The 17,271-nt window shown below is 69.2% G+C and carries 13 protein-coding genes; 8 read left to right on the top strand and 5 right to left on the bottom strand.

Annotation, left to right across the window (positions count from 1 at the left end; genetic code table 11):
• The first annotated feature begins 32 nt into the window (after nt 1–32).
• Both MHA02_RS18240 and MHA02_RS18235 read left to right on the top strand, forming a co-directional pair.
• Entirely contained in the window at nt 33–359 is a 327-nt protein-coding gene (locus MHA02_RS18240) for a hypothetical protein (RefSeq protein WP_238180489.1), read from the top strand.
• Between the two features lie 161 nt (nt 360–520).
• Complete coding sequence (locus MHA02_RS18235; RefSeq protein WP_147081407.1) at nt 521–1,741, top strand: LL-diaminopimelate aminotransferase; 1,221 nt, start codon at nt 521–523, stop codon at nt 1,739–1,741.
• A gap of 249 nt (nt 1,742–1,990) precedes the next feature.
• Here the strand turns inward: MHA02_RS18235 and MHA02_RS18230 are convergent, their stop codons facing one another.
• Both MHA02_RS18230 and MHA02_RS18225 read right to left on the bottom strand, forming a co-directional pair.
• Nucleotides 1,991–3,166 carry an AI-2E family transporter gene (locus MHA02_RS18230; RefSeq protein WP_147081344.1) on the bottom strand — a complete coding sequence of 392 codons (1,176 nt, stop codon included), beginning with the start codon at nt 3,164–3,166 and terminating at the stop codon, nt 1,991–1,993.
• A gap of 71 nt (nt 3,167–3,237) precedes the next feature.
• On the bottom strand, nt 3,238–3,711 hold the full coding sequence (locus tag MHA02_RS18225; RefSeq protein WP_147081405.1) for a molybdenum cofactor biosynthesis protein MoaE: 474 nt from the start codon (nt 3,709–3,711) through the stop codon (nt 3,238–3,240).
• Nucleotides 3,712–3,818: 107 nt separating this feature from the next.
• Here MHA02_RS18225 and MHA02_RS18220 point away from each other — a divergent pair, with 107 nt between their 5' ends.
• Entirely contained in the window at nt 3,819–4,841 is a 1,023-nt protein-coding gene (locus MHA02_RS18220) for a gamma carbonic anhydrase family protein (protein ID WP_147081403.1), read from the top strand.
• Nucleotides 4,842–5,038: 197 nt separating this feature from the next.
• Here MHA02_RS18220 and MHA02_RS18215 read toward each other — a convergent pair whose 3' ends face one another.
• Nucleotides 5,039–5,659, bottom strand: coding sequence for a TetR/AcrR family transcriptional regulator (locus tag MHA02_RS18215; RefSeq protein ID WP_147081342.1), 621 nt, complete (start codon nt 5,657–5,659; stop codon nt 5,039–5,041).
• A gap of 280 nt (nt 5,660–5,939) precedes the next feature.
• Here MHA02_RS18215 and MHA02_RS18210 point away from each other — a divergent pair, with 280 nt between their 5' ends.
• The 4 genes from MHA02_RS18210 to MHA02_RS18195 all read left to right on the top strand — a co-directional run bounded on the left by MHA02_RS18210 (nt 5,940) and on the right by MHA02_RS18195 (nt 12,525).
• Nucleotides 5,940–9,359 (top strand): acyl-[ACP]--phospholipid O-acyltransferase, encoded by a 3,420-nt coding sequence (locus MHA02_RS18210; RefSeq protein WP_147081340.1) that lies wholly within the window; start codon nt 5,940–5,942, stop codon nt 9,357–9,359.
• Nucleotides 9,360–9,523: 164 nt separating this feature from the next.
• Entirely contained in the window at nt 9,524–10,102 is a 579-nt protein-coding gene (locus tag MHA02_RS18205) for a PadR family transcriptional regulator (RefSeq protein WP_147081338.1), read from the top strand.
• A gap of 245 nt (nt 10,103–10,347) precedes the next feature.
• Nucleotides 10,348–11,655 carry an AmpG family muropeptide MFS transporter gene (locus tag MHA02_RS18200; protein ID WP_147081336.1) on the top strand — a complete coding sequence of 436 codons (1,308 nt, stop codon included), beginning with the start codon at nt 10,348–10,350 and terminating at the stop codon, nt 11,653–11,655.
• A 183-nt stretch (nt 11,656–11,838) separates the two neighbouring features.
• Nucleotides 11,839–12,525 carry a DsbA family protein gene (locus MHA02_RS18195; protein WP_147081334.1) on the top strand — a complete coding sequence of 229 codons (687 nt, stop codon included), beginning with the start codon at nt 11,839–11,841 and terminating at the stop codon, nt 12,523–12,525.
• A 21-nt stretch (nt 12,526–12,546) separates the two neighbouring features.
• On the opposite strand, the gene MHA02_RS18190 is transcribed toward MHA02_RS18195, so the two are convergent.
• Both MHA02_RS18190 and MHA02_RS18185 read right to left on the bottom strand, forming a co-directional pair.
• On the bottom strand, nt 12,547–13,464 hold the full coding sequence (locus MHA02_RS18190) for a peptidylprolyl isomerase (RefSeq protein WP_147081332.1): 918 nt from the start codon (nt 13,462–13,464) through the stop codon (nt 12,547–12,549).
• A 200-nt stretch (nt 13,465–13,664) separates the two neighbouring features.
• Nucleotides 13,665–15,203, bottom strand: a complete 1,539-nt coding sequence (locus MHA02_RS18185; protein WP_373318409.1) for a L,D-transpeptidase family protein — start codon at nt 15,201–15,203, stop codon at nt 13,665–13,667.
• Nucleotides 15,204–15,636: 433 nt separating this feature from the next.
• Here MHA02_RS18185 and zwf point away from each other — a divergent pair, with 433 nt between their 5' ends.
• On the top strand, nt 15,637–17,115 hold the full coding sequence (gene zwf / locus MHA02_RS18180; RefSeq protein WP_147081328.1) for a glucose-6-phosphate dehydrogenase: 1,479 nt from the start codon (nt 15,637–15,639) through the stop codon (nt 17,113–17,115).
• Nucleotides 17,116–17,271 lie beyond the last annotated feature (156 nt).

Raw genomic sequence — 17,271 nt, 5'->3', positions numbered from 1 at the left:
TGCTTTCGCCTAGATTTTTCGGACTTTTCGCCGTGACGCTCTCCGTGCTGGGCAGCGCCGGCTGCTCCGGCGACGTGAATCCGATGAAGGAGGCCTTCGTCGGAGCCGGCTACGGGCCGAAGAAGGTCGATGCGCCGGATTTCGTCGAGACCTCTCGCCGCCCCGGCGGCACCTACATGCCGGTCGGCAAGGACGAGCCGAAGCGCGCGATCCGCGCCCGCTCGTCCGAGGCCCAGAAGAGCCTCGAGGCCGATCTCGAAGGCGCGCGCACCCGCAACGAGGCCCGCGGCAAGACGGCCGAGGGCGCGGGCAAGGGCATCGCCAAGGGCCTCAAGCCGGCCGAATTGCCCGCCGAATAGCATCGCGGCCCCCGCGCCACACGCGACATCCGAAAAGCGGCCTTTGCAGGCTTTCGGAGTCGGCGCGGGCGAACGTCGATGATATGAGACGCGATTCACCGCTGCTCGCGACAGGCGGGCTCCCCTCGGAGCCTGCAGGCGCCCCGGACGCCAAGAACGCCATGACCGATTTTCACCGCATCAAGCGCCTGCCCCCCTACGTCTTCGAGCAGGTCAACCGGATCAAGGCGCAGGCTCGCGCCAACGGCGCCGACATCATCGATCTCGGCATGGGCAACCCCGACCTCGACGCCCCGAGGCACGTCATCGCCAAGCTCTGCGAGACGGCCGGGCGCCCGCGCACCGACCGCTACTCGGCCTCCAAGGGCATCGCCGGTCTGCGCCGTGCCCAGGCCGGCTATTACCAGCGCCGCTTCGGCGTGAGCCTGAACCCCGACACGCAGGTCGTGGCGACGCTCGGCTCCAAGGAGGGCTTCGCCAACATGGCGCAGGCGATCACCGCGCCCGGCGACGTGGTGATCGTGCCGAACCCGAGCTACCCGATCCACGCCTTCGGCTTCCTGATGGCGGGCGGCGTGATCCGCTCCGTGCCGGCCGAGCCGACGCCCGCGATGTTCCCGATCCTCGAACGCGCGATGCTGCATTCGATTCCGAAGCCCGTGGCTCTGGTGGTCTGCTACCCGTCGAACCCGACGGCCTATGTCGCGAGCCTCGATTTCTACACGGACCTCGTCGCCTTCGCGAAGAGGCACGAGATCATCCTGCTCTCCGATCTCGCCTATGCCGAGGTCTATTTCGACGACAAGGCACCGCCGCCCTCGGTGCTGCAGGTTCCCGGCGCGATCGACGTGACGGTGGAGTTCACCTCGCTCTCGAAGACCTATTCGATGGCGGGTTGGCGCATGGGCTTTGCGGTCGGCAACGAGCGGCTGCTCGCCGCGCTGACGCGGGTGAAGTCCTACCTCGATTACGGCGCCTTCACGCCGATCCAGGTCGCGGCCACCGCCGCGCTGAACGGACCCGACGACTGCATCAGGGAGATGCGCGCGACCTACAGGAAGCGCCGCGACGCGCTGGTGGAATCCTTCGGCAAGGCCGGCTGGGTCATCCCGCCGCCGCAGGCCTCGATGTTCGCCTGGGTGCCGATCCCGGAGAAGTACAAGCCGCTCGGCAGCCTGGAATTCTCGAAGCTGCTCCTGGAGAAGTCGGATGTCGCGGTCGCTCCCGGCATCGGCTTCGGCGAGCACGGCGACGACTACGTCCGCATTGCCCTGGTCGAGAACGAGCAGCGCATCCGTCAGGCCGCCCGCAACGTCCGCCGGTTCTTCGATACGGCCGACAAGACGCTGCACAACGTGGTGCCGCTGCAGAAGGCGGTGTGAGCTGGCGCCCGCCCTCGCCCCGCACGCGGGGATGAGGGCCACGGATCCCGTGTCGGGTCCGTGGCAAGCGGAGGCGAAGCCGAAGCGGAGGTAAGGGGGGGCGAGTCTGAGCCTCTTCCGATGCCGCCCCCTCACCTTCGGCTGCCGCCTCGCCGTGCCCCGGCAAGGGGCACGGCCCTCTCCCCGCAAGCGGGGCGAGGGGATGCGCTCGACCTGACGCGCTTCACATGGAAGCAGTCCGAGGCCGTCTCAAACCTCCGCCGGCTCGCCCAGGGTCTCTTCGATGTAGAGCTGCTCCAGCAGCACCTTAATCACCGCCATCAGCGGCAGCGCGAGCGCGATGCCCCAGAGGCCGAACAGCACGCCGAGCAGGAGCTGTCCCGCAAAGATCGTGGCGGGCGGGATGTCCAGCGCCCGCTTCTGGATGAACGGGGTGAGTCCGTAGCTCTCCAGGGTCTGGACCGCGAGATAGACGCCGAGCGCGCCGAGCAGTGCGTTGATGCCCGACGCCAGGCTCGCGAGCAGGATGACCACCCCGGCCAGGAGCGGGCCGACGGTGGGGATGAAGGCCAGCAGCCCCGCCTGCAGGCCGAGGATCAGCGAGCCGCCGATGCCGAGGAAGGCGAGTCCGCCCCAGGTGCAGAGGAAGATCACCGTCATGGTGATGAGCTGGCCGAACAGCCAGTGCCGCAGGGTCTCGCCCATGCCGTCGAGCACCTGCCCGCCGCGTTCGCGCCGGTGCGGCGGCAGGAAGCGGACGACGCCGTTGCGATAGCTGCCGGGATCGGCCGCTACCGAGACGCCGAGGAAGACGATCACGAGGCCGTTGCCGAGGGCGTTGAACAGTTCGAGCAGGACGGCCGCCGCCGGTCCGAGAAAGCTGCTGGCATCCGATAGCAGCGAGCCGGGGCTCTTGAGCGCACCGGAGGCGAAGCTGCCGAGGCCGCCCTTCGGCTCATCGTCGCCCTTGGGCTTCGGTTGCCCGGCCTCGCCCGTCCCCTGCAGGGCCTCGAGCTTGTCGAGGCTGACGCCGTGATCCTTGAGCCAGTCGCGGATCGTGCCCGACTGGTTCTGGATGGTCTGGCCGAGCTCGCGCCCCTGCTGCGCGATGGTGGCCCCGCCGACCGCACTCATGCCGACGAGGAACCCGGCGACCGCGAGGGTCGCGATCAGCAGCCGCAGGGCGCGCGGGATCGGCAGGACGTACTTGAGGCCGCGCGTGAGCCCATCGAGGAAGACGCCGAGCAGGACGCCGGCGAAGATCAGCAGCAGCGTCGCCGAGGCGAGCCAGCAGAGCGCCAGCACCACCACGAAAGCCACCACGGTGATGCCGGAGCCGACCAGGGGGCGTGTCCCGCGCCAGGGGCCGACCTGGCCGTCGGCAGGCGTGTCGCCCGTCTTCGCGCCGAATTCCTGGATCGCCATGTTTCTACGTACGTTTTCCGCCGGTCACGCCAGCGACTAGGGGGCATGGACGCAAATCGCGGCGGCGTCCATCATCCCTGCGAGGCCTCGCGCCCCCAACTCTCTGCTGCCCTGGCATCGTGTTCGGTCGCCTCGACCCAGCCGCCGGTGCTGCCGTCGGCGAGGTGCTCGCGCTTCCAGAACGGGGCGCGCGCCTTGAGGTAGTCCATCAGGAAGCTCGCCGCCTCGAAGGCCGCCCGGCGGTGCGCGGAGGCGGTGACGACGAGGACGATGCCCTCGCCGGGCCGGATCAGGCCGTGGCGGTGGATGACCCGGACGCCCTGGATCGGCCAGCGCGCCTCGGCCTCCGCGACCACGCGCGTGATCTCGGCCTCGGCCATGCCGGGATAATGCTCGAGCTCGAGCGCCGCGAGCCGGCCCTCCTCGTCCCGGCACAGTCCCGTGAAACTGACGACGGCGCCGGCGCGGCCGTTCGTCGAGGCCTCGACCGCCGCGAGTTCGGCAGCGACGTCGAAAGGCTCCGGCCGGATGCTGACGCGGCTCATGCTGTCCTCGAAATCCGACTCCGGGATACCGCTCCCGGCCATGCGCCTATATGTCCTCGCGCGGCCTGCAGCGCCATGCGCCCGGCCCCCACCTGAAGGACGCCCGCGTGACTCCCGACCTGATCCTTCCCCATGACGGCGTGCTGCCGGTCTTCTCCGCCCGTCCGGTCTGGTGCGGCACGGGCAGCACGGTGATCGGCACGGCGGCGATCGGGGCGCAGTCCTGGCTCGGCGACGACAGCGTGATCCGCGCCGACGGCCAGACCGTCACCATCGGCGACCGCTTCTGGCTCGGAACCCGCTCGACGGTCCACATCGCCACAGACACGCTGGCGACCGTCGTCGGCGACCGGGTGACGGTGGGCCGCAACGCCGTGGTCCATGCCTGCACCGTCGGCTCGGACGTGGTGATCGAGGACGATGCGATCGTGCTCGACGGCTCGGTCGTCGGGGACGGCGTGCTGATCGAGGCAGGGGCCACGGTGTTTCCGCGCTCCAAGCTGGAGGCCGGCCACGTCTATGCCGGCAGCCCGGCGAAGCGTCAGCGCCCGATCACGCAGGAAGAACTCGCCGAGCGCGCCGAACGCCTGCGCGAGGCTGCGGCGACGACGCCCGCGCCGATGGAGGGCGACGCGCCGGAGACCGACGAGACGGTGTTCGTCGCCCGCACGGCCCGGCTGTCGGGCCGGATCATGCTCGGCGCCGGGTCGAGCGTGCTGTTCTCCTGCGCGCTCGAAGCGGCGGTCGGGCCGATCGTGGTCGGGGCCGACACCAACATCCAGGACAACACGGTGATCCGGACCCGCGGCGAGGGCGTGGTGCTCGGGCGGGACACCACGATCGCCCACAACGTGCGCATGGCCGATTGCCGGATCGGTGCCCGCAGCCTCATCGGCATCGGCTGCGTGATCGCTCCGGGCACGGTCGTCGCCGACGACGTGCTTCTTGCCGGGGGCGCCACCACCGATCCGGGCCAGCTCCTCGACAGCGGCCACCTCTGGGGCGGCCGCCCCGCCCGCATTCTCGCGCCCCTCGACACGGCTAAGCGTGCGATGATGGCGCAGATCGTCGAGGGCTATTGCGCGCATGGGCGCGCGTATCGGCAGTTGCAGGCGGTCGAGGCGGTGTGATCCTCCCGACCCTCATGCCGAGGCGCCGCAGCGAAGCGGAGGCCTTGAAGCACCCCTGATCCTATCCGCGCATCTCCAACGGGCTGGGTCGGCGCTCAACGGTCCTTCGAGGCTGCTGCGCAGCACCTTGGGCAGCACCTTGGAATGAGGACGAGGGTGGTTGCCGGGCGCGGGGCCGCCGAACGCCGCCTCTCGCGTCACGCTGCGCCCGAACCCTCCCCCAAGAACCGCCCCACCAGCATTCGCGCCAGCACCCGCGGCGAATCGGGCACCAGCACCGCGAGCTTGTTCGAGGTCGAGAGCGAGGCGATGCCGTGCAGGCCGGCCCAGAGGGTAGCGACGGCCTGCCGGCGCTCGATGGGGTCGGGCAGGAGCGGCTGCAGCACCGTGTCGACGAGGCCGGTCGCGTCGGCCAGGGCCTCGGCGTACCAGTCGGGGAAGGGTACTTCGGGGGCGGCGACATGCTCGAAGACCAGGCTCCAGACCCGGGGATCGGCGGCGACGAAGACGAGGTAGGCGTCGGCCAGCGCCAGCGCGTTGTCTCTGGGCGACAGGGCCGGGTCGGTCGCGCCCTGCAACATGGCCGAGAGGCGGCGGAGCGTGCGGGCGTTGACCCGCAGGATCACCTGATCGAGGTCGCCGACCGCGTTGTAGATCGAGTTCGGGGCGTAGCCGATCGCGGCCGCGAGCCGCCGCATCCCGAGCCCACGAAAGCCCTCGTTGCGCACGAGGCTCTCGGCCGCCCGTGCGACCATCTCGATAAAACCTTCGCGGTCGTGCTCGCCCCGCGGCCCCGCCGCCCGCTTGCCCTGCGCCATACCGTCTCCTTGTCGCTCCCGGTACGGAAGAACCGCGAAACAACAGAACCTTAGGACCTGCCGGCGCATCCTGCCTGACGGCCGAACCGCGTGCGGTCACGCACGCACCGGGCGAGGTAGATTGCACGGCGTGCAAAATCAAGTTGCCGACCGCGACGAACCGCGTATTTTGAACACCGTGCAAACTATCCGATGGCCCGATCACGGGGATGGTCGGACAGGCTGGATTTGACGCCCAAGGTCTCGCCGGGCAGTCATGGGCTAGCCGGGAGAGAGGTCCATGTTCGCTTCCCTGATGACGACACGGCGGTTCGCGCCGCTTTTCTGGTGCCAGTTCTTCTCGGCCTTCAACGACAACTTCCTCAAGAACGCGCTGGCGTTGCTGATCCTGTTCAAGGTCGGCGAGACCGGTACCGATCCGGGCCATGGCGGTATTCTGGTGACGCTGGCGAGCGCGGTCTTCATCGGCCCGTTCTTCGTCCTCTCCGGCCTCGGCGGCCAGCTCGCCGACCGCTACGACAAGGCGGTCCTGGCCAAGCGCCTGAAGTTCGCGGAGATCTTCGCGGCGCTGCTCTCCGTGCTCGGGTTCTGGCTGCAATCGGTGCCGCTGCTGTTCGCCTCGCTCGGCACCTTCGGCATCATCGCGGCCCTGTTCGGCCCGATCAAATACGGCATCCTGCCCGACCACCTGAAGCGGGAGGAACTCACTGCCGGCAACGCGCTAGTCGAGGCCGCGACCTTCCTGGCGATCCTGCTCGGCACCATCACCGCCGGCCTCGCCATGGCGATGGGCGGCCATGCCCTGGCGCTCGGTGCCGGCCTGATGACGTTCGCGGTGCTGTGCTGGATCGCGGCGCGCCAGATCCCGCGCACCGGCGAGGGCGATCCGACCCTCAAGATCGACGCCAACATCGCCCGCTCCACGATCGAGCTGCTGCGCGACCTGTGGTCCGACACGCGGCTCTGGCGCGGCTCGATCATCGTCAGCTGGTTCTGGCTCGTCGGCGTGGTGGTACTCTCGCTGCTGCCGGTGCTGGTGCGCCAGACGCTCAACGGCACCGAGATCGTCGCCACGACCCTGCTCGCCGTGTTCTCGATCGGCATCGCGGTGGGCTCGGCCCTGGCCTCGTGGCTGGCGAGCGGGCGCATCGTGCTGCTGCCGACGCCGGTCGGCGCGCTCCTGATGGGCGCATTCGGCCTCGACCTCGCCTGGACGGTCTCCCACGCCGTACCCGCAATCGGCGAACCGATCGGCGCGCTCGCCTTCCTCGGCGACCCGACCGGCCTGCGCCTGCTGATCGACTTCGCCGGCCTCGCCATCGCCGGCGGCCTCTACATCGTGCCGTCCTTCGCCGCCGTGCAGGCCTGGACGCCGAAGGAGAAGCGCGCCCGGGTCATCGGCGCCGTCAACGTGATCACCGCGGCCTTCATGGTCGGCGGCACCCTGGCGCTGGCCGCGCTCCAGGCGGCCGGCCTGTCGATGGGGCAGCTCTTCGCCCTGATCGCGGTGCTGAACCTCGTCGTCGGCGTAATCGTCTTCAAGATCATGCCCACGAGCCCGTTCCGCGACTTCCTCTCGATCTTCTTTCGCGCCTTCTACCGCCTGGAGGTGAAGGGCCTGGAGAACGTCGAGAAGGCCGGCCCGAACGCGATCATCGCCCTCAACCACGTCTCGTTCCTCGATGCGCCGCTGGCCCTGTCGCTGCTCGACCAGGAGCCGGTCTTCGCCATCGATCACGGCATCGCGCAGCGCTGGTGGGTGAAGCCGTTCCTGAAGATCACCAAGGCGATGCCGCTCGACCCGACGCGGCCGCTCGCCACCCGCACCCTGATCAACGCCGTGAAGAACGGCGAGACGCTGATCATCTTTCCCGAAGGCCGTCTGACGGTCACCGGCAGCCTGATGAAGGTCTATGACGGCGCCGGCCTGATCGCCGACAAGTCCGGTGCGATGGTCGTGCCGGTGAAGATCGACGGCCCGGAGCAGACCGTCTTCTCGCGCCTCTCCCGCGAGCAGGTGCGCCGCCGCTGGTGGCCGAAGATCACCGTGACGATCATGGAGCCGGTGAAGCTGGCGGTCGATCCGGAACTCAAGGGCAAGAACCGCCGCCGCGCTGCCGGCGCCGCCCTCTACGACATCATGTCGGACCTGATGTTCGAGACGACCGACATCGACCGCTCGGTGATGGCGGCCCTGATCGAGGCGGGCGACCGCCACGGCTGGCACCGCACGGCGCTGGAAGACCCCGTCACCGGCACGATGACCTATGCGCGCCTCGTGATGGGCGCCAACATCCTCGGCCGCAAGCTGATGCCGCTGGCCCCCGAGGGCGGCACCGTCGGCCTGATGCTGCCGAATGCCAACGGCGCCGCGGTGACGTTCTTCGCGCTGGCCAGCGCCGGCCGCGTGCCGGCGATGATCAACTTCTCCGCCGGCCCGGCCAGCGTGCTCTCGGCCTGCAAGGCGGCGCAGGTCGACACCATCGTCACATCCCGCGCCTTCATCGAGAAGGGCCGGCTGGGCAGCCTGATCGAGGGCCTCGAAGGCAAGGTGAAGCTCGTCTACCTCGAGGACGTGCGCGCCACGGTCTCCACCGGCGACAAGCTCAGGGGCCTCGTCGCCCCCCGCAAGCCGCTGGTGAAGCGCACGGGCTCCGACCCGGTCGCGATCCTCTTCACCTCCGGCTCCGAGGGAACGCCGAAGGGCGTGGTGCTGGCCCACCGCAACATGCTGGCGAACACCGCCCAGGCGGCCGCCCGGATCGATTTCGGCCGCCGCGACAAAGTCTTCAACGTGCTGCCGGTCTTCCACGCCTTCGGGCTGACGGCGGGGCTGGTGCTGCCGCTGGTCTCCGGCGTGCCGGTCTACCTCTACCCGTCGCCGCTGCACTACCGGATCGTGCCCGAGCTCATCTACGGCTCGAACGCCACCTTCCTGTTCGGCACCGACACCTTCCTCACCGGCTACGCCAAGGCCGCCCACCCCTACGACCTGCGCTCGCTGCGCTACGTCGTGGCCGGCGCCGAGAAGGTGAAGGATTCGACCCGCAAGACCTGGTCGGAGAAGTTTGGGCTGCGCATCCTGGAGGGCTACGGCGTCTCCGAATGCGGGCCGGTGGTGGCGCTCAACACGCCGATGTTCAACCGCTTCGGCACCGTCGGCCGCCTCCTGCCCGGCATCGAGCATCGCCTGGAAAGCGTGCCCGGCATCGAAGAGGGCGGCCGGCTATCGGTGAAGGGGCCGAACGTCATGCTCGGTTACTATCGCGCCGAGAAACCCGGCGTGCTCGAACCGCCCCCTGGTGGCTGGCACGACACCGGCGACATCGTCGCGATCGACGCGGAGGGCTTCGTCGCGATCAAGGGCCGGGCCAAGCGCTTCGCCAAGATCGCCGGCGAGATGATCTCGCTCGCCACCGTCGAGACCCTCGCCGCCGAACTCTGGCCCGAAGCCCCGAGCGCCGTCGCCGCGGTGCCCGATGCCCGCAAGGGCGAGCGGCTGATCCTGTTCACCGAGGCCAAGGGTGCGACGCGGCCGGCCTACCAAGCCTTCGCCAAGTCGAAGGGCGCGCCCGAACTCGGCGTTCCGGCCGAGGTGGTGATCCTCGACAAGCTGCCGATGCTCGGCAGCGGCAAGGTCGATCAGGTCGGTGTGACCAAGCTCGCCAAGGAGCGCTCCGAGACCTCGCAAGCGGCCTGAAGCTCCCAACGGTTGGCCGATCCCGAACCCGGCTCGCAACACGCGAGCCGGGTTTTTCGTGTCGAAACGCGGCCGAACGCGGTCACAGCCGCAGCCTCTTGCGTTCCGATCGTGTTTCGATATATCTAAATAATCGACATATCGAAACACGATCGGAATCCATCATGCATCCCCGCTTCCAAGACCCCCGTCAGGATTGGTACTTCGCCCGCCACGAGCGCGACGACGACCGACCCTTCGGCGGCCCGCCCCGTCACCGCGGTCCCGGCCGGCACGGCGGTCCCGGCCGCTTCTTCGGCCATGGCGACCTGCGCCTCGTCGTCCTCAACCTGATCGCGGAAAAACCCTGCTACGGCTACGAGATCATCAAGGCGATCGAGGAGCGCGTCGGCGGCGCCTACAGCCCGAGCCCGGGCACGATCTATCCGACCCTCACCATGCTGCAGGACCTCGGCCACGTGACCGTCAGCGACGGGGACGGCGCCAAGAAGCTGCACACCATCACCGACGAGGGCCGCGCCTATCTCGACGCCCACCGCCCGACGCTCGAGGCGCTGATGGAACGCATGGACGAATCCGGCCGCCGGCACGGCGGCGGCCCAGCCCCGCAGATCGTGCGGGCCATGGAGAATCTGAAGCTGGCGCTCCGCCTGCGCCTGTCGCGCGGCCCGCTCGACGAGGCCCAGATCAATGCCGTCGCGGCGGCGATCGATACGGCCGCGACGACGCTGGAGCAGGTGTGAGGGCGCGCGCCGACGAGGTTGCGGTATTCCCTCTGCCCGTCATTCCGGGGCCGCGCAGCGGAACCCGGAATCCACCCGTGATGCGTCGGTGAATCGAGGCGTTGAGCCCCGACATGGATTCCGGGTTCGCCTTCGGCGCCCCGGAATGACGAAGCTCGCTCTCGGCGACCGATCTGTGGGGCTTGACCGTAGCGTCGAACCCTCATCCAAGAGCTCGCTCGAATGGATGCGAGGCCCGAACCGGCATGCAGGCTCCCGCGATCGAAGCCGCACCTCGGCGCACGTCCTTCCTGGCACCGCTGTTCCGGGATCGCCGGATCGCAGCGGGCCTGTTTCTCGGGGTCGGCTCGGGGATGGCCTTCCCGCTGATCTACGCGACGCAATCGGTCTGGCTGACGCGGGCCGGGGTGCCGATCGAGACGATCGGCTGGCTGTTCGGGTTGACCTTTCCCTACAAGCTCAAGTTCCTGTGGGCGCCGTTCCTGGAGCGTTACGACGCGCCCCTGCTGGGCGCCTGGCTCGGGCGGCGGCGGGGCTGGATCCTGCTGTCGCAGATCGGCGTCGCGGGGGCGTTGGCGGGGATCGCGTTCGGCAATCCCGAAAACTGGCTCGGCTGGACGATCGCGTTCTCCCTGGCGCTCGGCGTCGCCGGGGCGACGCAGGACATCACCGTCGACGGATGGCGGATCGCCGTGGTGTCGAAGGCGGAGCTACCGCTGATGTCGTCCTGGTCGGAGATCGGCTGGCGCGTCGGCTCGCTGGTGGCCGGCGCGGGCGCGCTCATCGTCGCGGGCGAACATGGCTGGAAGGCCGCCTATCTCGTGATGGCGGCGCTGATGCTGCCGAGCGTGATCGCGGCGTGGCTCGCGCCCGAGCCGGCGGTCGACGAGGATGCCGCCCGCGCGCCGATGAATTTCGCAGCGACGATCTGGGCGCCGATCAAGGACCTGCTCCACCGGCTCGGGCCGATGGCGCTGCCGATCCTGATCCTGATCGCGGGCTTCCGCATGCCCGGTTACGTCTCGACCGCGATGGCGAACCCTCTCTTCGTGACACTGCACTATTCGGATGCCGACATCGCGACGGTGGTGAAGGTCTACGGTTTCTGGCTCGCCATCGGCGCGACCTTCCTCGGCGGCTGGATGATCCCGCGTATCGGCATCATGCCGACGCTGCTGTTCGGCACGGTGTTCGGCTCCGCCGCGCACCTCGCGCTGGCCTATCTCGCGCTCTACGGCGACCACGACGGCGGCGCCTACTGGACCTTCGTGGTCGCGGTCGGGATCGAGTCCTTCGCCTATGCCTTCGCCTCGATCGTGCTGATCACCTACATGTCGACGCTGACCTCGGACCTCCATGCGGCGAGCCAGTTCGCGCTGATGACCTCGCTCGTGGCCCTGCCGGGCAACCTGCTGGCGATGACCTCGGGCGTCGCGGTCAAGGCGCTCGGCTTCGCCTGGTTCTTCGTCGGCACCTCGGTGATCGGCATCCCCGTCGCGCTGCTCTGCGCCTGGGTCTGGTGGCGGCAGAGCCGTGAGCCTCGGGCGGCCTGATCGACAGTCGGCACCGGCGGCCTGGCACCACTGATCAGGAGATGCGGCTCTCCCGGCGGCCGGCCGCTGGCAAGCGCGACTGCGCGCCGCCGCTGATGCGGCGGACGACTTCAGCCGGTCACGGGGGAAGTCCACGGACAAAAGGCCGAACTTCAGCCATCGTCTCGGCTCACAGGACCGTCCATGAGCCTCGACCGCCGCCGCTTCCTCGCCGCCTCAGCCGCTGTCGCCCTTGCCGGACCGGCGCTGGCCCAGAGCTACGGCCAGACCTTCAAGGTCGACAACGACGACGGCCGGCCGATCGCCAACATGCGCCTGCCGGGCGAGATCACAGGCCAGATCGCCGAGCTGAAGGGCATCACCTATATCGGCCCGCGCGACGCCGAGGTCGTGCTCTACGAGTTCTTCGACTACAACTGCCCGTATTGCCGGCAGGCCGCCGCAGACATCTCGGCGCTCGCCGCGAGCGACCCGTCGCTGCGGATCGGCCTCGTCAACAACCCGATCCTCTCGCCGATGTCGGCCCAGGCCGCCAAGGTTGCGCTCGGCGTGCAGCGCAAGCTCGGCTCGGCAGCGGCCTTCAAGGTCTACGGGCAACTGCTCGGCACGCCGGGCAAGATCGACGGCCTCAAGGCCCTCGACATCGCCGCCAAAGCCGGCGTGTCCCGCGCCGAGCTGGAGACCATCGGCGACAGCGAGGAGATCCGGCAGGCGCTGACCGCCCAGATGCACGTCGCGGCCAATCTCGGCCTGACCGCCACGCCCTCCTACGTCCTCGGCAATATCGGGCTTCTGGGCCATCCCGGCCCGAAGGCGCTCGCCCGCATGATCGCGGCGATGCGGCGTTGCGACCAGATCGCCTGCGGGTAGGCGATCCGGTCGTCCCTTCGATCAGTTCTTCGAAGCGTCCGCCGGCGGCACCACGGGAGGCGGCGCGGTCGGTGCCGCGTCCGTGCGCTCGACCTTCGCCGCCTCGCGCAGCTTCAGGATGACGTCCTGCTGGGCCTTGCGGGTCAGGTACTGGTCGACCTGCTCCTTCATCTCGTCGAAGCTCGGCACCGGCTTGGTACGCTTCTCCTCGAGCTTGATCACGTGCCAGCCGAATTGGGTCTTGATCGGGTCTGAGACTTGGCCCGGGCTCATCTTGAAGGCGGCCTCGGCGAAGGGGGCGACCATGCGCTCCTTGGTGAACCAGCCGAGATCGCCACCCTCGGCCTTCGAGCCGGGATCCTTCGAGGTTTCTCCGGCGATTTTGGCGAAGTCCTCGCCGCCCTTCACGCGCGCGGCGATCTTCTTGGCGTCGGCCTCGTTGTCGACGAGGATGTGCCGGGCGTGCACTTCCTCCTCCGGCTTCATCGCCTTGACGGTCTGGTCGTAGAGCGCCTTGGCCGCGTCCGGCGTCACCGCCTTCTTGGCCTCCTGCTCGAGGTAGTCGTCGAGCAGGAGCTTGTCCCGGAAGTAGGCGAGCTTGCGCTTGAACTCCGGCGAGTCGCCGACCTTTGCCGCGTCGGCCGCCTGTGCGCCGACGCGCAGATCGATCATGTAATCGACGAGCAGGCCCTTCTTGCCGGCCTCGTCGACGCCGGGCAGCGACAGGGCCGGGTCTTCGCCGGCGATGTTGAGATCGCCCTGGGTGATCGGGTTGCCGTTGACCTTGGCGACCACGGTGTCGGGCGAGAGTTTCGCAGCCGGCGCGGCGGCAGACGGCGCCGACGGCGTGGCGCTGGTCTCCTGCGCCAGCGCGGCGCCGGGCAGCATGAGCGACAGGGCGAGCGCGCTTGGGCGCAGAAAGCGGGACAGCATCGTCATGAAAGGGGTTCGTCCTTGGGCGACGCCGCGCCGGGCCGGCTCTGGCGGCAGGCTCTCGCACGTGGCGTGTGGAAGCGGCCGTCGGCCGCGGGCAACGGCGAGACACGTGGAATCTCGCCGCGCCAAACGCAAGCGTGGCGGTTTCGATCGTGGCGGCGGACCGTCTCAGGACGTTCCGAAGACCCGAACCCTCGACGTCCTCAACCCCGCGGGCCGACGAGCCCCGGCGGTAGAAACTCGCGTTCGCGCGCGGGCGGCCGCTCGCTCGGAGTCCGGCGAGCCGCTTCCGGCTTCGGTGCCGGAGCGGGCGGCTTGGCGCGCGTCACGGGGGGCGCCGCCGGCACGAGGTCGGCGGTCGTCGGCACGGCCTGTCCGGCTCGGGCCGGCTTGATGACCGGGCGCGGCGTGATCGAGCCGGTGGTCACGACGTCGGTGGCGGCCGACGGGGCCGGCGTTCCGGGCGTGTCGAGGCCGTAGATGTCGTCGCGAAAATGCGCGCGGCCGTCGGGGGTGGCGTAGCCGGTGAGATAGACGAAGGTGACCGGCACCGGCTTCACGAGCTTGATGTCGCGCTTCTCGCCGGTGGCGATGCCGCTCTCGATCTCGATCGGGCCCCAGGTCGAGCCGGCGCCGTTCGGCCCTTCGGTGCCCTGCAGCAGCCAGGCCGCGAATTCCTTGACCTGCCCGACGCGTACGCAGCCGTGCGAGTGGAAGCGGACGTTGCCGGCGAAAAGCGACTTCGACGGCGTGTCGTGCATGTAGACGGCATACTTGTTCGGCATGTCGATGCGGACCTGGCCGAGCGAGTTGTCGAAGCCGGAATCCTGCCGCAGCATGTAGTTGACCGCCTTCTCGCCGCTCCAGTCGAAGGTCGTGGAATCGACCTCGACGCCGCCGGGGCCGAGCATGCGGATGTGGTTCTTGGCGAGATACCCCGGGTTCTTGCGCATCGTCGGGATGATCTCGTTCTTGATCACCGAGACGGGCAGGGTCCAGGTCGGGTTGAGGTTGACGTCGGTGACTCGGGTCTCGACCGAGGGCGTCGCCTTGTCGGGCTTGCCGACGACGGCGACGTAGCGGCGCGCCACCCCACCGTTCTCCACCGCTTCGACGGTGGCGGACGGGATGTTCACGACGACGTAGCGCTCGCCGAACGGAAATTTCGAGCCGATCAGCCGCTCGGCCGAGGCCGCGAGCTGGCGCTGCCGCACGCTGGCCGGGACGTTCAGCGCGGCGACGGTGAGCCGCTGCACCAGGCCCGATTCCGGCAGGCCGTGGCGGGCCTGGAAGGCTTTGACCGCGTTGACCAACGGCTCGTCGTAGAGGTCGGAATGCGTGGCGTTCGCCGCGAGGTCGCCGGTCATGACGAGATGGCCGCGAAGCGCCGCGACGGCCGGGTTGCGGTCGCCCGGCTTCAGGCTGGTGCCGGCCGGGACGGGGCTCCAGCCGCCGGCCTCGGCCAGCGCCTTGTAGTGCTCGGCCATGCGCATGGTGGCCAGGAAGGTCGCGGGCGCCAGCGTCGGCGTTGGGTCTTCCGAGACCTTGGCGTAGACCGTCGCCGGCAGTTCTCGCGTTTTCTTGATGACGGGAGCCGGGACGCTCTGGGCGGCCTGCGGCGGGGCGGGCGGCGCCTGCTCCTGCGTGGAGGGCTGCACCGAGAGCGGCAGCGGCGCGGGCGCCGGCCGCGTGTCCGGCACGGGCTCGGCGACGGCGACGCCCATCAGCAGAAGCACCGTCATCGGCGCGAGCGCCGTCGCACGGTTGTAGGTGTGATGACGCAACAACATCGCCGGCCTCGATTGGGTCGTGCGGCGACGATGCGCGTGGATGGTTACCATTCCCCTCATCCGCCGCGCGTCCGGGTGCGGATCGGCACGCGAGGGCCCGTGACGGCCATCCGTAGCGATCCGGGGTGTCTCCCGGCGGCGGGCGGTCTACAAGGCCAGCGTCGCTCCGGTGCCGCTTGCGGCGCCGAACGTCCAGCGGGTCAGGGTTTTACACCAGTCAGGCGTCCTTCCCGGCCCGCTGCCGCCCGCTTTTCCCTCCGAGGCCGGCGGGACGCGGATGGGGCACGAACGTTGCGGAGGCCATGGCCCGGAGGCTAGGGTCGCGCATCGCGGCCCGAAGCCTTCCGGATCGCCGCGACGCCGCAAGCCCCCGGGAGCTTAGCCTTTGGCCACCATCATTCCCGTCGCCTCCTTCGACTACGTGGTGTTCGGCGCCACCGGCGATCTGACACGGCGCAAGCTCCTCCCGGCGCTCTACTACCGGTTTCGCGATGGCCAGATTCCCGGCAGCAGCCGCATCATCGGCGCCTCGCGCACGGAGTTGTCGACCGAGGCGTTCCGTGATCGCGCCCGCGAGGCCCTGCGGGAATTCATCCCGTCGCATCACCTCGACGAGGCCTCGCTCACGAGCTTCGTCGACCACGTTCAGTACGTGGCGGTCGACGCCCTCGGCAGCGACGGCTGGGACGAGCTGAAGGCGCTGCTCGACGAGCGGCCGGACCAGATCCGGCCATTCTACCTCGCCACCTCGCCCGACCTCTACGGCGCCATCTGCCGGAACATCGAACGCTGCGGGCTCGTCGGCGAGAAGACCCGCGTCGTGCTCGAGAAGCCGATCGGCAAGGACCTGAAATCCGCCCAGGCCATCAACGACGGCGTCGGCGCGGTCTTCCCCGAGAGCCAGATCTTCCGGATCGACCACTATCTCGGCAAGGAGACGGTGCAGAACCTGCTGGCGCTCCGCTTCGCCAACACGATCTTCGAACGGCTCTGGAACGCGGACGTGATCGACCACGTCCAGATCACCGTGGGCGAGACCGTTGGCGTCGAGGGGCGCGGCGGCTATTACGACACCTCCGGCGCCCTGCGCGACATGGTGCAGAACCACATCCTGCAGTTGCTCTGCCTCACGGCGATGGAGAGCCCGCTCTCCCTCGACGCTAATTCGGTGCGCGACGAGAAGCTGAAGGTGCTGCGCGCCCTGAAACCCATCACCCCGGCCGACGTGCAGGCGGTCACCGTGCGCGGCCAATACGCAGCGGGCGTCGTAGCGGGGAAGAGCGTCCCGAGCTACCAGACCGACCTCGGCACCGATGCCACCAGCCGCACCGAGACCTTCGTCGCTCTGAAGCTCGAGGTGCGCTCGGCCCGCTGGGCCGGCGTGCCGTTCTACCTGCGCACGGGCAAGCGCCTGCCGAGCAAACATTCGGAGATCGTGGTGCAGTTCCGCGCCTCGCCCTTCTCAATCTTCCCCGACGAGGCGTTCGGGCGCGAGCCGAACCGGCTCGTCATCCGGCTGCAGCCCGAGGAGGGCATGAAGCTCGAAGTGATGACGAAGGATCCGGGTCCCGGCGGCATGCGGCTGCGCCCGACCAACCTCGACATCTCCTTCGAAGAGACTTTCAAGCAGCGTTATCCGGATTCCTACGAGCGGCTGCTGATGGACGTGGTACGCGGAAACGCGACCCTGTTCATGCGCCGCGACGAGGTCGAGGCGGCCTGGGAATGGGCCGACAGGCTGCTCAAGGCCTGGGCAGACCGCCCCGAGCCGCCGCGCCCTTACGCCGCCGGGAGCTGGGGGCCGACTGCCGCCATCGCCCTGATCGAACGCGACGGCCGCACCTGGCACGAGGAAATCCGCTGAGCGGGCCACTGGATCGGCCGGTGCGGATCGCCGCTGCCCGGCTCCCGGGCGTCGGGTTGTCCAGTGTCGTGTCTACAATATTACATAGCATCGCATTTTCAGTCGGAACGCCCCCCCGAGAGGCACGTTGACCGCCGCGAGTCCGATGCGAACAAG

Source organism: Methylobacterium haplocladii, assembly GCF_007992175.1.
In the GTDB taxonomy this organism is placed as follows: Bacteria; Pseudomonadota; Alphaproteobacteria; order Rhizobiales; family Beijerinckiaceae; genus Methylobacterium; species Methylobacterium haplocladii.
Note: the sequence above shows the minus strand (reverse complement) of the source record. Positions and strands in the feature narration are given on the sequence as shown.

Excerpts from the sequence above, each read along its gene's own strand:
- MHA02_RS18225 (WP_147081405.1), bottom strand. The coding sequence starts at position 3,711 with ATGAGCCGCGTCAGCATCCGGCCGGAGCCTTTCGACGTCGCTGCCGAA.
- MHA02_RS18195 (WP_147081334.1), top strand. The coding sequence starts at position 11,839 with ATGAGCCTCGACCGCCGCCGCTTCCTCGCCGCCTCAGCCGCTGTCGCC.
- MHA02_RS18210 (WP_147081340.1), top strand. The coding sequence starts at position 5,940 with ATGTTCGCTTCCCTGATGACGACACGGCGGTTCGCGCCGCTTTTCTGG.
- MHA02_RS18215 (WP_147081342.1), bottom strand. The coding sequence starts at position 5,659 with ATGGCGCAGGGCAAGCGGGCGGCGGGGCCGCGGGGCGAGCACGACCGC.
- MHA02_RS18205 (WP_147081338.1), top strand. The coding sequence starts at position 9,524 with ATGCATCCCCGCTTCCAAGACCCCCGTCAGGATTGGTACTTCGCCCGC.
- MHA02_RS18235 (WP_147081407.1), top strand. The coding sequence starts at position 521 with ATGACCGATTTTCACCGCATCAAGCGCCTGCCCCCCTACGTCTTCGAG.
- MHA02_RS18230 (WP_147081344.1), bottom strand. The coding sequence starts at position 3,166 with ATGGCGATCCAGGAATTCGGCGCGAAGACGGGCGACACGCCTGCCGAC.
- MHA02_RS18200 (WP_147081336.1), top strand. The coding sequence starts at position 10,348 with ATGCAGGCTCCCGCGATCGAAGCCGCACCTCGGCGCACGTCCTTCCTG.
- MHA02_RS18185 (WP_373318409.1), bottom strand. The coding sequence starts at position 15,203 with ATGACGGTGCTTCTGCTGATGGGCGTCGCCGTCGCCGAGCCCGTGCCG.
- MHA02_RS18190 (WP_147081332.1), bottom strand. The coding sequence starts at position 13,464 with ATGACGATGCTGTCCCGCTTTCTGCGCCCAAGCGCGCTCGCCCTGTCG.